This is a genomic window from Oceanobacillus oncorhynchi (assembly GCF_000821065.1).
GTDB classification, from domain to species: domain Bacteria; phylum Bacillota; class Bacilli; order Bacillales; family Amphibacillaceae; genus Oceanobacillus; species Oceanobacillus oncorhynchi.
This window is the reverse complement of sequence record NZ_CDGG01000001.1, coordinates 3,101,808-3,114,461: the sequence shown is the minus strand read 5'-3', so window position 1 is coordinate 3,114,461 and position 12,654 is coordinate 3,101,808. Positions and strand designations below refer to the sequence as shown.

Below are 12,654 nucleotides of genomic sequence, written 5' to 3'. Positions count from 1 at the left end.
AGCTGGGAAAATACATTCTAAGAAATCTCAATTTCCTTAAAACCTCCCAGTTTATTTGAATATATTTTTCAACATTCAATCCCATCCTGAAGTAAATACAATATGCTCCGCACTATCTAAACTTGGGTGACGCAGCAGCCCACTTTTTTCCGCAACCCTTAACGAAGGTATATTAGATGGACGAACTCTCGATATGATTGGTAATTCAGAAAGGTGTTCACGAGCTAAATACACAGAATATCTGGCTACCTCCGCAGCATATCCTCTTCCCCAAACTTTTGGTGAAAATCTATAGTACAAGTTTAACACTTCGCGCCCTTGCCAATTTATATTTCTTACGCCTCCAATCCCTACTACATCCGAGCCCTTATGCTCAGAAATCATCCAATAACCACAGCCATGTGTTATCCAGTACTTATTCCAAAGCTCTATCTTTTCCAGAGCTTCATCCATGTTTTTCATTGGTCCGGAAGGCCGGTATGTATTTGTTTTAGGATCTCCTTCAATCTCAAGGACAGCATAAGCATCTGCTTCTGATGGCTTTCGAAGAATTAGATTTTCTGTTTTTACTTGTTCAAAGACTTTTTTGATTAAAGCATTCATTATAAATTCCTCTCTTCTTATACAATATTGATTTTTATAATTCTAATTATTTAAATTGAAATGAAATGATACCATTATGCCCTCTTTATTTTTTTATTACCTCAAGCTGATATTAATTGCTCCCATATTAAAAGGCTATTTAACAAAGAAAGACCTGTGCCCATCTTTTACATAGCACAGGTCTTTCTAGACAGATTAGAAAATCTGACGTTTTTATTTATTACACCGACTGTATCGCTTCTTCAACAGCTGTCTGTCCAGCTACTGCGCGGAATCTCTTGCCGATGGTTGTATCATTTTTCAAGCTGGTATAAATTACTTTCGCAATATCTTCCCGAGGGACTTCTCCACGTTCCACATTGGCTCCAAGATTTACTTGATTGGTGCCAGGTTCATTCGTTAATAGTCCTGGATGAATAATGGTATAGTCTAAATCGGAGTTTAACAGCCACTCATCTGCATAGTGTTTCGCTACGACATAAGGTGCAAACGATTCAGGGGCTGATTGAATAGCTTCACGGCTGGTATCAAACGAACTAATCATGACAAAACGTTTAACATTCGCCTGTTCTGCCGCTTGAATGGTTTTCACCGCTCCATCCAAATCAATCATCAGGGTTTTATCCTTTCCAGTTTTCGGACCGGAACCAGCTGTGAATACGACCGCGTCCACACCCTCTGCTGCATTAGAAATTGTATCGACTTCATCCTCTAAGTTAACAACGGCCGTTTCCGCACCTAAATCTTTAAAATAATTCGCTTGTTCTTCCTTGCGAATCATCGCACGTGCCTGATCCCCATTGTCTTGAATCAGCTTGACCAGATGCTTCCCTATTTGTCCATTTGCTCCAACTACTAAGATATTCAACACACTCACCCTTTCTTTTTGACTTCTCCCTGTTTATTGTAAAGGTTTCAGAATGAGATGTTAAATAATTGGATTGTGTAGAAAAGCGTGCTGGGTAGTCAGCGTGATTTCATTTCGTCTGAATGCCTGCCCTGACGTTAATCCCATCCGCCAGATTAAACTAACAAAGCTACTTAAGGTTTTCTATTCATCTTATTCCCCCCTGCTTATACTCCTTCTCACGCCTCCCCCATACCAAAACCTAGTAAAAGCAAATAAACAAGTGCTCCCGTTAAGTTGAGAGAAATTATCAATCCAAATACGGCAACAACCTTTTTTTCATTCTTTTTAAAAAGAGCAGCTACACTTAAGATGATTGATAACGGAGCGCCAATAAATTGAGCAATAAGTATAGTTTGAGCTAATACTAATGGTTCTATATCAGCCACGGCAAACAATAATAGAAATAATAGTATAGGCAGCCCGAGTGATAGATAACTGATCCAAGAATACTTTTTCATCAAGAAAGCCTCCATTCTTCGTAAAGCCTGATAGATATTTCACAGAACAGCTAATTTAATTAAAGTAATATTATTCAAATTATTTTAACACAAAGCTGCTGATATAATCATGATTATTTTATTTACGTGCCCACAATCGCAAAAACAGGGCTTATCACTCCAAACAACATGGTGATAAGCCCTGGCTGCTATTTAATGATTGTATTGACCTGAATAAGCTCCGGCTTTGCCCCCAGCACTAACAGAAATACTTGTGAATAGGAAACTTGTTCTAAACGCTGCAGGATAGACAGCAATTTTTCAAAATCCTTTTGCTTTTTTAATAAATTCACTTCTTTCTGATAAAGGTGTATAACAGACTCCCGAATAAAAGGAGGTTTGGTTGCTTCTTCATTTCTTACTAATAGTTCCCCTAAATATTTATAAGGAATCTGCAACTGTCTAGTCAGACTCACGATATGCTGTAAATACTCATACAATTCTCTGTAATCCCTTTGAAGCTGGTCAAGCTCTTCCTCTATATGATATAAACTATTTATATTAACAAACATAGATATCTCCTCTTTCCCATGGTTTTTCCAAACCAATAATTTGTGTCAGCTCTTTACTGTGTTCTCTTCGCTTCCGGCGCATCGCTGCCCGCTTTTCGCCAGATTCATATAAGAATTTTTCTTCTGCTGATTCCGGTACAATGGGTGCTACTTTCACAGCCTTTTTGTTGCTGTCCAGGGCAACAAAGGTAAGAAAAGCAGTGGCAGCAATTTTTCTCTCCCCTGTAATCATATCCTCGCCAATCACCTTACAAAAAATCTCCATCGATGTATTGCCTGTATAGGAAACAAAGGATTCAATACATACCGAATCAGACTGACGAATCGGATGAAGAAAATCAATTGAGTCCGTAGAGGCTGTGACACATTCCTTCACTCTGGCATGCCTTCTTGCAGAAAGCGTGGCATTATTATCTAATTTCTTCATCAATACACCTCCAAAGAGGGTATTGTAATTATTTAAATCATTGATTAGCACTTGATCCGTACTAACTACTCTGCTTTCGTTTGGATGCTTATAACTGTTCATATTTCAAGTGTTCCCTTCCTTAATAAAATTGCTTTATTTTTACTCTATACTTATCTTAAATCCTATCGTTCTATAATAAAAATAGTAATTATTTATTTGAACTATAGATGAAATCTATGGAAGCGCCATATTTAATTATTTTTTGCCATCTTTAAACATCAATTGTTCCTGCATAAACTTCAGCCACTCTTTGGTAACAAAAGTAGTATAGCTATTCTTCTTCCAAATAATTGCTAATTGCCATAAAATCGAAGGATCCGCAATTTCAATACTGACAACGTCTTCCTTTAGCGTGTCAATAATACTTGCCGGGAGAATACTTACCCCAAGGCTTGCCGTAATCATCTGTTCGATAAAGTACCACTGTGAGCTCTCCGCAATCACCTTAGGAATAAAACCAGCAGTCTTACACGCCTCGGTTATACGATCATTTAAGATGAAATCTTCACTAAATAAAATAAAGTCATCATCCTTTAATTCAATAAGACTTACTTTCTCCCTATCAGCAAATTTATGAGAGCGCGGGACCAGCAATTTCAACTGCTCCTCAAGCAGAAAAAATTGATGAAAGGTATCCGTATCTGTCGGCAGCACCGTAATACCGACATCGACCTCATCATTAATGATGCTCTCTTCAATCCGCTTACTGCCACTTTCTAATAATTCAAAGCTGATATCCGGATAGCTCTCATGAAACTCTCCAAGCGTGTGAATAAACAGCCTTACATTCATAATCGGAGGCAGCCCTATTTTAATATGCCCCTGCTTCATTCCTAACAAATTATTCATTTCTGTCGGAAGATTTTCATATAACCGGACAATTTCTTTTGCCTGCTGTAAAAAAGCTTTTCCCGCATCAGTAAGCACCATTTGCCGTTTATGACGGTCAAATAATTCCATTCCTAATTCTGCTTCTAGATCCCGTAAAAGCTTACTAATCGTAGGCTGTGAAATATACAGCTTTTCTGATGCCTTAGTCATGCTGCCAGTTTTGACGATTTCTATAAAATAAATCATGTGTTTTAGTTCCATTGTTTTGCCTCTTTCTTAATTAGGGTAGTTATTTTAAGTTTACCATTTTAAAGGTTAAGATAACCATTCAAGTATTGTGGATAGCCGCTGAATTTGGCGGAAGGCAGTTTTTCTAATTCTGTTGTAGAAGCCATTTCATTGGTTATATTGCTATTGTTAGCGACGGAAACTTTTACAAACAAAAACACGCTCTAACGTAACATTATTCTACGTTAGAGCGTGTTAAATATTTAAATTATCTCTCGAAAAAATCTACATCAAATTCATATTTTATATAAATCCAACAAAGAGCGTCCCACTGCATAGTCTTTGTCGTTACTAATCTCTTTTATTCTTTTGGAAGCTCAATTTCGAAATCGAGTTCTTCGCCTAAATCATCGTAACTTTCCGAATCATATGGAGCAGAAAATACTAATCGAACAGACTCTACGTCTTCTGCTTCAGAATTTTCAAGCATGTAATAGAAAGTATCGTTCGCTTTCGTTCCAGCCATCATTTCTCCGTCAATATGTCCGCTTAACCACAAATCAGGCTCAATCTGCTCTCCCGTACTTGTAGCCATTCTACCTTGTCCAGCGTAGAAAGTAACATCATTATCCGACGTGTTCTCTACGGAAACATCTACTTGAATATACTCGATATGATCCGTCTCCAGCATATCCGCTGTTTCTCCTTCAAAGCTAGCCTCAGCAGTAGCAATCTTATCAATCGTTAGAACAATTGGACCAGTTTCGAAAGTTTCGCCTTCTTCCCACATTCTATGTAGTGTGCGAGTACCGTCCTCTGTTTCTTCTGTTTCGCCCGGTTGTGGCGATTCCGAATCTTCCGTTTGCTCCTCTGTGTTACCTTTGTTTTCTTCTTCCGTGCTTTCTTCAGAATTTTGCGCGTCCTCTTCGCCTTCTGCTTCACTTCCACACGCAAAAAGAACCAATGATAGTAATAAGAATAATACCGTTAATAAAATCTTCTTCATTTACTAATTCCCCCCTATTTTTCTAAGCTCAATATGCTCACCCCTAACATACTACATTATTTCCAATAGAATGAAAAGATGTTTATTAAAGTCTATTTAAAATATTTTATCGCACTAATTCTTTTATGTGCTTTACATATCTACACGCACGATTTTAGTCGTGTGATTCGAAATCTAGAATATTACACTTAATGAATGCTTCCACAAATACGTTAAAATTGCGCCATAACAGATTTAACGGGGATTAATGACTACTGATGGCCGAGATCGAACTGACACTCCTTATGGAACACGGTTTTGAGTCGTGCCAAGGTATCTCGAAATGCTTAAACCTATATTTTATGCGGATAGAAGTCGATTAAACTTCGCCAAACTCCTAACCACTTCGCAAGATTTCCACCTCCACGACACATTCTCGCGTTCTTTGAAACGTCAATGTAAATCCCCTGTAAAATTATCCACCGATATGTTACGCTAACTCCAACGTGAAATTTACCATTAATGGAAAAGGAGTTCGTTTACATGGCGAAAGAGAAAAAGAAGATAACCCCTTCCCGTGCCATTATCGGAACAGCAATATGGGTTATCGCAATTGCATTTATCATAATTAACGTAACTAACCCGAACGACAATGACGAGGACGTAGCTAATGATTCCGTGAGTTCGGGCGAAGCAGCTTCCGAGGAACAAGCAGCGAGCGCAGAGGAATCCGTCGATCCTACAGATACTGCGGAAGATGAAAACGAAGAAGAAAATGTATCATCTAATGAAAGAAGAAAGTATTCAGAAGAAACCGAACAACGAGTTATTGACTATTACAACGAACTTATTGTGGAAACAGACGGGCTTATATTAGAGATTTCTCAAGAAGATAATTACGACCAAATTTACGTTATGCTGACTGACGAATTCAAGTATCTAGAGGAAACTGATCAACAAATTATTGTAGACGAGTTAGGTAATAAAATAGAAAACTTTACAAGAGCAACACTGTTTGCAACGCCAGCGAGCGATTTCCTATACGTATACTTCGTTGACAGCCACGGTAATCACCTTGCGGAAACTGGCCATTTCGACAAAGGATGGTCAGTCAATTAAATCTACATAGAACCTACCAGAGCGCTAATATTAACGGATTGACGTTTTTATTCAGCATAAATTCCCAGCATATTTACATTGATAAATGCTCATACTTAAGTTCTCTATAAGTAGTATCTTCGATGGAAAGTGCCACTATAACCAGAGTAACTCAAGTCGTTCAGATAAATGTACATTTTATACATCGCCCACTACTCTCCCCGTGCGTTTAATTAAGCTAATCTAGTCGCTCAATATTGAGTATGTCAGTTGGTTCTCTACGAAAAAATCCCCGTTAAAGCTGCATCTCAACAGCTTTAACGGGGATTAATGAATACCGGTGGTCGGGGTCGAACCGACACTCCTTACGGAACACGATTTTGAGTCGTGCGCGTCTGCCAATTCCGCCACACCGGCATGTGTTTGGAGGCGGTAACCGGATTTGAACCGGTGATAAAGGTTTTGCAGACCTCTGCCTTACCACTTGGCTATACCGCCATTTATTCTAGAGCGGAAGACGGGATTCGAACCCGCGACCCCCACCTTGGCAAGGTGGTGTTCTACCACTGAACTACTTCCGCAAAAATGGCTGGGCCACCAGGATTCGAACCTGGGGTACACGGGATCAAAACCCGATGCCTTACCGCTTGGCTATGGCCCAACGATTCTATTATTGATTTATGTAGTATTAAATAAAAAAGGGGCGACCGGTGGGGATCGAACCCACGTGTGCCGGAGCCACAATCCGGTGCGTTAACCACTTCGCCACGACCGCCATATTGGCAGGGGTAGTAGGAATCGAACCCACATCAAAGGTTTTGGAGACCTTCGTTTTGCCGTTAAACTATACCCCTATGATATTTTATAAATGGTGGAGGGAGTAGGACTCGAACCTACGAACCCGATGGGAGCGGATTTACAGTCCGCCGCGTTTGGCCAACTTCGCTATCCCTCCACTAAATGAAAGGTGGCTCGGGACGGAATCGAACCGCCGACACAAGGATTTTCAGTCCTCTGCTCTACCGACTGAGCTACCAAGCCAAATCTTATTTCAAATGTTTAAGTGGCGGTCCGGACGGGACTCGAACCCGCGACCTCCTGCGTGACAGGCAGGCATTCTAACCAACTGAACTACCGGACCATTTTGGTTGCGGGGGTAGGATTTGAACCTACGACCTTTGGGTTATGAGCCCAACGAGCTGCCAGACTGCTCCACCCCGCGATATGAATTTAAGAACTTACATGGTGGAGGATGCAGGGCTCGAACCTGCGACCCCCTGCTTGTAAGGCAGGTGCTCTCCCAGCTGAGCTAATCCTCCATTTGGTGACCCGTACGGGATTCGAACCCGTGTTACCGCCGTGAAAGGGCGGTGTCTTAACCGCTTGACCAACGGGCCAGTTAATTTTTTCCAACTAATAGACAAATAAATAATTTCACAGGCAGATATTAAAAGTTAAATTTCAAATCTACGACTAATCGGCGATTAACCGATATTCTACCATGAAGGTACTGTGAAATAAGTTATTGCCTGGCAACGTCCTACTCTCGCAGGGGGAAGCCCCCAACTACCATCGGCGCTGAAGAACTTAACTTCTGTGTTCGGCATGGGAACAGGTGTGACCTCTTCGCTCTCGCCACCAGACTTGTTCATTTATCTTGTACAGGGATTTGCACCCTGAAAACTAAATAAGAGTAACGTGACATGAAAAAACTTAGATAAGTCCTCAATCGATTAGTATCCGTCAGCTGCACGTGTCGCCACGCTTCCACCTCGGACCTATCAACCTCATCGTCTCTGAGGGATTTTACTCACTTCAGTTTTCAAAGAGCAATTTGTATTGCTTCGCTTCAAGCAGCGACTCTATTAATATAACATGAAAGCAAATTTGTTGTCAACAACTTTTTTTATTTCATGTTAGCTGAGCGCCCGCTCAAATCAGCAACGAAATTAACTTTACCATGCTGAAAATAGAAAGTCAACGATTATTTTAAAATTTATCCGAAGTGGATTTTAAAAACAGCTTCATATAGGGGAACTGTAAGTTTAACAAATGATAGACAACGAAACAAAACGTTGCCATACCAGCTTTCAGAGAGCTCACTTTACATATTACAGCAATGGAGAATATACTTCTTCTTTTTATTGCTATTTTGTTTCTTCATCCTTTTCTCTTTGCAGATGTTCCATTATAAAGAAGCAAATGGACAGAAAATAACTACGTTCTTTTTAACTTTTCTTCTTCCCATTTTAAAAAGCAGATGAAAATCAGTCCAAATTTTCTTTTTATCAAAAAACAAGTTACACTCTCTCCACACACTTCAAGCATAATTAGGAAAAACTTTAATATATAAATTTGTAATAAGAAGTCTTGCTTCCTCTCTAAGTTATTATAATCACCAATTAATTGTTACTCTTTTTTATCGGGGATTCCATTCAAATTCTCAGTACCACTTATACAGTAAATCATTATTCAACGCGTTTTTTTAAATTCTATACTGAACAATGAAGAAAAAGTTCCTTCTTCTATAATCTCATCCATCCCCAGATTCCTTTTATTCTAAAATAACCTTCTGCGGATATAAGATAATATATAGTAGACACCAAAAATTACTTACGCTACAATTTCAAAAATTGCAGAATAAGTAATTTGTTTTCTTTCTGGAATGTTCCATTTAGAAATCCTCATTATACTTCTTCTAACTTCTTTACTTTATACATTCTCTGAAACACATCTGGATTTTTGGTGGGGACAAGTTTCATATCAATAATATCCTTCTCTTCTAAATAAGAAATAATCGCATGTAAATCCAGACTGTAGTGTTCAATTTCCGGCAATTCTTTAATAGAGGCATATGACCAATAGTCTTCTTCTTCGTTTAATAAGTTTAATAAATGTGTTGAAGCAGACTCCGCTTTATTCAGCAGGACAAAATCCATTGCAATCAGCATAAGCTCAATTCTCTTTTCTAAATTCTCTGTGCTGTCCATTAACTTTTCATATAGCTTGTAGACTTCTAAATCAATGCTCTTTACCTGGTTCCAGACAGTTACTTCTGGATAATAGCCCTGATCAATAACGGATAGCCTCGCTAAATAATGAAGTGCATTTAAAATTTTGCTGTATGAATCCATTACTTCTTTTGCTTCATATAACGCTTTTCCTTCACTATAGTTTTTTAGAAGCTTTCCAAAGTCAATTATTTTTCTAAGTGTACGTTTTTCCTCTGGAAAAGATTGAAGCTCCTCTTTTAATTCTTTTATAAATTCATTCCTGTCATAGGCTTTTCTTCCATAAATCACCCATTCTGCTGCACGTCGATATCCGCTCGTATCAATCCAATCCATCAGAAGTGATTTCGTTACAATGTGCATCGCTACGGTCTGACCATTTACTTCATAATGTTTTACAAACCAATCGACTTCTTGTTTTTCGACAATAATCAATAAGATGCTATCAAATTCATCTGTAATTGGATGATCAAAAAGTGTTTTCTCCACAATAAGTATTCCTAATGTATTTGGATTGCTTGCATGCTCCTGATAAATCATTCTTTGAAAATTCTCCATGTCTATTGTTGCCTCCCTGTTTTGCCTCTAATAAACATAATTCGATATATACTTTAAAAAAACCTTTTTTGCATCGTAAAGAAAGGATAAAATTTTAATTTTTGATTTCTCGCCGGGAGAAAAATACGGAATCCCCAATCAAACGGAAACGATTCGCCGTCATTGTATGGCTGACCTCGCTATATTTTCTTTAAAATTCATTCTTCTAATATTCTATGATATACTAAATTTGTAACTTAAGGGGGATTTAAATGGCGAAACAATTGACTTATTCAAGTAAAATAAATAAAATACGCACCTTTGCCTTAATCCTTGTGTTTGCTGGTATACTAATCATGTATGGCGGGCTTATGGTTCGTAATATTCAGTGGCTCATGCTCGGTCTGTTTATATTGGGCATACTGATGATTGTACTGAGCTGTGTTGTATACATATGGATTGGCACCTTATCCTTGAGGGCAGTTCCTGTGGTTTGTCCAAACTGCGAAAAACCTACAAAAATGCTGGGACGTGTAGATGCTTGCATGCATTGCAAAGAACCGCTGACTTTGGATAAGAACTTAGAAGGTAAAAATTTTGATGAACGGTATAATCATCGCAAATTCCGTGAAGAAAACAAATAATAAAAAGGCACCATGCTTTGGAGGATTTCGTTAAAGGAACATCCCGCAAACATGGTGCTTTTTTTATATAATAATTAAAAATCGGCCTCGCCTGTTTTCTTATCAGCGAACCCGATTTTTAACATGCTTTACTGTTCATTTGCTGCCTGCTGCTCTTTGCAGGCATTGCATGTACCATAAACCTCCAGGCGGTGATGGCTTACATCAAAACCTGTCACCTGTTCAGCCAGTGATTCCACTTCCTCTAAAGAAGGATAGTGAAAATCAACAATCTTTCCACACTGATTGCAAATGATATGATAATGATCTGAGGTATTACAGTCAAATCTGCTCGAAGCATCTCCATATGTGAGTTCTCTAACCAGTCCGATATCTTTTAATACACGTAAATTATTATAAACGGTCGCAACACTCATATTGGGAAATTTTCCTTCAAGTGCTTTATATATATCATCCGCAGTCGGGTGAGTCATTGAATTAAGCAAATACTCCAGCACGGCGTGTCGCTGTGGTGTAATCCGGACGCCTGATTTTTTCAAAGTATCGATTGCTTGCCGTAATTTAACTTCAGACACCCTAAACACCTCTCTTCCCAATTAATAATATTATTATATTATAATTCTTATAATTAGTGTATCGCCCTGTGTGCATAATGTCAATTAATTCACGTTAATCAAACATCCACATGGAGAGACTTTTCATCTCCGCCAAGCTGCTGATTGACATACCTGGCAGCAACAAATAAATAATCAGACAACCGATTTAAATAAACGAAAACAAGCTTATTATCCACTTCATCTTCCAATCCTACAGTCAAACGCTCTGCCCGTCTTGCTACAGTACGCGCGTGATGAAGGGCACTCGCTGCTCTGTGACCAGATGGCAGGATAAAATTCTTTAAAGGTTCGAGTGATTGGTCCCATTCATCAATCTGTTTTTCCATCTCATCAATATGCTTCTGTTCAAGCTTCCAATAAACTTCCTTCCCCTTTGGCGTCGATAATTCTGCACCAACATGAAAAAGAATGGTCTGTACGCGGTGCAGCTGATCAAGAAAAGCAGCCTTTTTATCCCAATCCGTTTCTTCGATATAGCTTACTGCCAAGCCAATACTGGAATTCACTTCATCACATGTGCCATACGCCTCTACTCTTAGATGGTTCTTTGGTACGCGTTGCCCATAGACTAACGATGTCTGTCCTTTATCTCCTGATCTGGTATAGATTCGCAAAGCTGCTCCACCCCAATCCCTCTATATTTTAATCCGCTTTATTTTCCTTCAAATAATTTAACGCATCTACAACATGATCTTTAACCCGGACTTTCCGATATTCTTTGATTAGCTTTCCTTCTTTATCTAAAATAAATGTAGAGCGCTCAATACCATAATATTCCTTGCCAAAGTTTTTCTTTAGCTTCCATACTCCAAATTGATCAGCTGCCTGATGATTTTCATCAGAAAGCAAGGTAAATGGCAGTTCATGCTTGTCGATAAACTTTTGATGACGTGCTTCCGGATCCGGGCTGATCCCGACAATAACCGCATCCAGCTCTCTGAATCTTTCATGATGGTCTCTGAAATCACATGCTTCTGTGGTGCATCCTGGTGTCATATCTTTTGGATAAAAATATAAAACAACGTACTTTCCTTGAAAATCTGATAAGCTGACTTCCTCCCCGTTTTGATTGGGCAGGGTAAAATCTTTTACTTTTGTTCCTAATTCGACTTGCATCCAATCCCTCCATTTAAACAATCGATCTTCTTCCTTAAATATAGCACATTGCAGGGTAAGATTCATTTATCATTGTCTCTGCTGCTGATTTGTACAACTTTTAATACAAAAGCAGCCGGCAATATGTAGCCAATCAGCGCTTCTGAGATAGCAATGATTCTGCCGATGCCGACGGGCGCTAAGTCACCATAGCCGAGAGTCAGCAAAGTGACCCCGCTGAAATAAATAGAATGAACAACCGATCCCCATATCGTCACTTCTCTAAGCTCTCCATGCTCCACAATGACGATTCCTTGAAAGGATAGAATAAAATAGATTAAGCCGTAGCCAACCATTGTAATGCAATAAACAATCAGCATAGCAATAAAAATTTCTAAAGAAAAATGTCCTTCCTTCATTTGTATACGTGAATGAACTAATTTATATTGAATGAAATCATAGATGCTTTTTCCAATTAAAATGATAATCGTAATAAGGAATATCCAAGGGATACTCATCTCTTTTACTCCTCCCCTACTGCCTTCCCTCATTAAAAAAACAACTAGATGCAAACGTCAAAATATGAGGAATCTCAATTTGTAATATCCGCTTTTCCT

General features: G+C 38.8%; 14 protein-coding genes, 12 tRNA genes and 1 rRNA gene. 2 read left to right on the top strand and 25 right to left on the bottom strand.

Going from position 1 to position 12,654, the window contains the following annotated elements; translation table 11 throughout:
• Positions 1-75: 75 nt before the first annotated feature.
• The 7 genes from BN997_RS14910 to BN997_RS14880 form a co-directional block, all read right to left on the bottom strand.
• The gene (locus BN997_RS14910) at positions 76-603 is read right to left on the bottom strand and encodes a GNAT family N-acetyltransferase (RefSeq protein ID WP_042533473.1); all 528 of its coding nucleotides are present in this window, start codon (positions 601-603) and stop codon (positions 76-78) included.
• 220 nt (positions 604-823) lie between these two features.
• Positions 824-1,471 carry an SDR family oxidoreductase gene (locus BN997_RS14905; RefSeq protein ID WP_042533470.1) on the bottom strand — a complete coding sequence of 216 codons (648 nt, stop codon included), beginning with the start codon at positions 1,469-1,471 and terminating at the stop codon, positions 824-826.
• A gap of 218 nt (positions 1,472-1,689) precedes the next feature.
• On the bottom strand, positions 1,690-1,971 hold the full coding sequence (locus BN997_RS14900) for a hypothetical protein (protein WP_052485032.1): 282 nt from the start codon (positions 1,969-1,971) through the stop codon (positions 1,690-1,692).
• A gap of 188 nt (positions 1,972-2,159) precedes the next feature.
• Positions 2,160-2,522, bottom strand: coding sequence for a hypothetical protein (locus tag BN997_RS14895; protein ID WP_042533466.1), 363 nt, complete (start codon positions 2,520-2,522; stop codon positions 2,160-2,162).
• Positions 2,512-3,051 carry an acyl-CoA thioesterase gene (locus BN997_RS14890; protein ID WP_042533463.1) on the bottom strand — a complete coding sequence of 180 codons (540 nt, stop codon included), beginning with the start codon at positions 3,049-3,051 and terminating at the stop codon, positions 2,512-2,514. Before BN997_RS14890 ends, BN997_RS14895 begins: the two co-directional genes overlap by 11 nt.
• Positions 3,052-3,186: 135 nt before the next feature.
• Positions 3,187-4,083 (bottom strand): cidABC operon transcriptional activator CidR, encoded by an 897-nt coding sequence (cidR, locus tag BN997_RS14885; RefSeq protein WP_042533461.1) that lies wholly within the window; start codon positions 4,081-4,083, stop codon positions 3,187-3,189.
• 328 nt (positions 4,084-4,411) lie between these two features.
• Positions 4,412-5,056: a hypothetical protein gene (locus BN997_RS14880; protein ID WP_042533459.1), complete on the bottom strand. Its 645-nt coding sequence runs from the start codon at positions 5,054-5,056 to the stop codon at positions 4,412-4,414.
• Between the two features lie 522 nt (positions 5,057-5,578).
• Between BN997_RS14880 and BN997_RS14875 the strand changes: the two genes are divergently transcribed.
• Positions 5,579-6,154: a hypothetical protein gene (locus BN997_RS14875; RefSeq protein ID WP_042533457.1), complete on the top strand. Its 576-nt coding sequence runs from the start codon at positions 5,579-5,581 to the stop codon at positions 6,152-6,154.
• 314 nt (positions 6,155-6,468) lie between these two features.
• On the opposite strand, the gene BN997_RS14870 is transcribed toward BN997_RS14875, so the two are convergent.
• The 14 genes from BN997_RS14870 to BN997_RS14805 all read right to left on the bottom strand — a co-directional run bounded on the left by BN997_RS14870 (position 6,469) and on the right by BN997_RS14805 (position 9,702).
• A tRNA-Leu gene (locus tag BN997_RS14870) sits at positions 6,469-6,550 on the bottom strand.
• A 7-nt stretch (positions 6,551-6,557) separates the two neighbouring features.
• A tRNA-Cys gene (locus tag BN997_RS14865) sits at positions 6,558-6,631 on the bottom strand.
• Between the two features lie 11 nt (positions 6,632-6,642).
• Positions 6,643-6,714 (bottom strand) — tRNA-Gly (locus tag BN997_RS14860).
• A 5-nt stretch (positions 6,715-6,719) separates the two neighbouring features.
• Positions 6,720-6,794: transfer RNA gene (locus BN997_RS14855), tRNA-Gln, on the bottom strand.
• Between the two features lie 41 nt (positions 6,795-6,835).
• Positions 6,836-6,908: transfer RNA gene (locus tag BN997_RS14850), tRNA-His, on the bottom strand.
• Positions 6,909-6,913: 5 nt separating this feature from the next.
• Positions 6,914-6,987: transfer RNA gene (locus BN997_RS14845), tRNA-Trp, on the bottom strand.
• Positions 6,988-7,002: 15 nt separating this feature from the next.
• A tRNA-Tyr gene (locus BN997_RS14840) sits at positions 7,003-7,088 on the bottom strand.
• A 13-nt stretch (positions 7,089-7,101) separates the two neighbouring features.
• A tRNA-Phe gene (locus BN997_RS14835) sits at positions 7,102-7,174 on the bottom strand.
• A gap of 23 nt (positions 7,175-7,197) precedes the next feature.
• A tRNA-Asp gene (locus tag BN997_RS14830) sits at positions 7,198-7,274 on the bottom strand.
• Positions 7,275-7,278: 4 nt separating this feature from the next.
• Positions 7,279-7,355 (bottom strand) — tRNA-Met (locus BN997_RS14825).
• A gap of 21 nt (positions 7,356-7,376) precedes the next feature.
• Positions 7,377-7,452 (bottom strand) — tRNA-Val (locus BN997_RS14820).
• A gap of 3 nt (positions 7,453-7,455) precedes the next feature.
• A tRNA-Glu gene (locus BN997_RS14815) sits at positions 7,456-7,530 on the bottom strand.
• Between the two features lie 130 nt (positions 7,531-7,660).
• Positions 7,661-7,776, bottom strand: a 5S ribosomal RNA gene (gene rrf, locus BN997_RS14810).
• 1,044 nt (positions 7,777-8,820) lie between these two features.
• On the bottom strand, positions 8,821-9,702 hold the full coding sequence (locus BN997_RS14805; protein WP_042533455.1) for a nucleotidyltransferase-like protein: 882 nt from the start codon (positions 9,700-9,702) through the stop codon (positions 8,821-8,823).
• Positions 9,703-9,953: 251 nt separating this feature from the next.
• On the opposite strand from BN997_RS14805, the gene BN997_RS14800 reads away from it, so the two are divergent.
• Complete coding sequence (locus tag BN997_RS14800; protein WP_042533453.1) at positions 9,954-10,325, top strand: YgzB family protein; 372 nt, start codon at positions 9,954-9,956, stop codon at positions 10,323-10,325.
• A 128-nt stretch (positions 10,326-10,453) separates the two neighbouring features.
• On the opposite strand, the gene perR is transcribed toward BN997_RS14800, so the two are convergent.
• The 4 genes from perR to BN997_RS14780 all read right to left on the bottom strand — a co-directional run bounded on the left by perR (position 10,454) and on the right by BN997_RS14780 (position 12,555).
• On the bottom strand, positions 10,454-10,900 hold the full coding sequence (gene perR / locus BN997_RS14795; protein ID WP_042533451.1) for a peroxide-responsive transcriptional repressor PerR: 447 nt from the start codon (positions 10,898-10,900) through the stop codon (positions 10,454-10,456).
• A 98-nt stretch (positions 10,901-10,998) separates the two neighbouring features.
• Positions 10,999-11,556, bottom strand: coding sequence for a cob(I)yrinic acid a,c-diamide adenosyltransferase (locus BN997_RS14790; protein WP_042533449.1), 558 nt, complete (start codon positions 11,554-11,556; stop codon positions 10,999-11,001).
• 28 nt (positions 11,557-11,584) lie between these two features.
• Positions 11,585-12,058, bottom strand: coding sequence for a thioredoxin-dependent thiol peroxidase (gene bcp, locus BN997_RS14785; protein ID WP_042533447.1), 474 nt, complete (start codon positions 12,056-12,058; stop codon positions 11,585-11,587).
• A 62-nt stretch (positions 12,059-12,120) separates the two neighbouring features.
• Entirely contained in the window at positions 12,121-12,555 is a 435-nt protein-coding gene (locus BN997_RS14780; protein ID WP_042533445.1) for a potassium channel family protein, read from the bottom strand.
• Between the last annotated feature and the right edge of the window lie 99 nt (positions 12,556-12,654).

Coding starts and splice junctions, on each gene's coding strand:
- BN997_RS14910 (WP_042533473.1), bottom strand. CDS start 603: ATGAATGCTTTAATCAAAAAAGTCTTTGAACAAGTAAAAACAGAAAAT.
- BN997_RS14900 (WP_052485032.1), bottom strand. CDS start 1,971: ATGAAAAAGTATTCTTGGATCAGTTATCTATCACTCGGGCTGCCTATA.
- BN997_RS14895 (WP_042533466.1), bottom strand. CDS start 2,522: ATGTTTGTTAATATAAATAGTTTATATCATATAGAGGAAGAGCTTGAC.
- BN997_RS14890 (WP_042533463.1), bottom strand. CDS start 3,051: ATGAACAGTTATAAGCATCCAAACGAAAGCAGAGTAGTTAGTACGGAT.
- cidR (WP_042533461.1), bottom strand. CDS start 4,083: ATGGAACTAAAACACATGATTTATTTTATAGAAATCGTCAAAACTGGC.
- BN997_RS14880 (WP_042533459.1), bottom strand. CDS start 5,056: ATGAAGAAGATTTTATTAACGGTATTATTCTTATTACTATCATTGGTT.
- BN997_RS14875 (WP_042533457.1), top strand. CDS start 5,579: ATGGCGAAAGAGAAAAAGAAGATAACCCCTTCCCGTGCCATTATCGGA.
- BN997_RS14805 (WP_042533455.1), bottom strand. CDS start 9,702: ATGGAGAATTTTCAAAGAATGATTTATCAGGAGCATGCAAGCAATCCA.
- BN997_RS14800 (WP_042533453.1), top strand. CDS start 9,954: ATGGCGAAACAATTGACTTATTCAAGTAAAATAAATAAAATACGCACC.
- bcp (WP_042533447.1), bottom strand. CDS start 12,058: ATGCAAGTCGAATTAGGAACAAAAGTAAAAGATTTTACCCTGCCCAAT.
- BN997_RS14780 (WP_042533445.1), bottom strand. CDS start 12,555: ATGAGTATCCCTTGGATATTCCTTATTACGATTATCATTTTAATTGGA.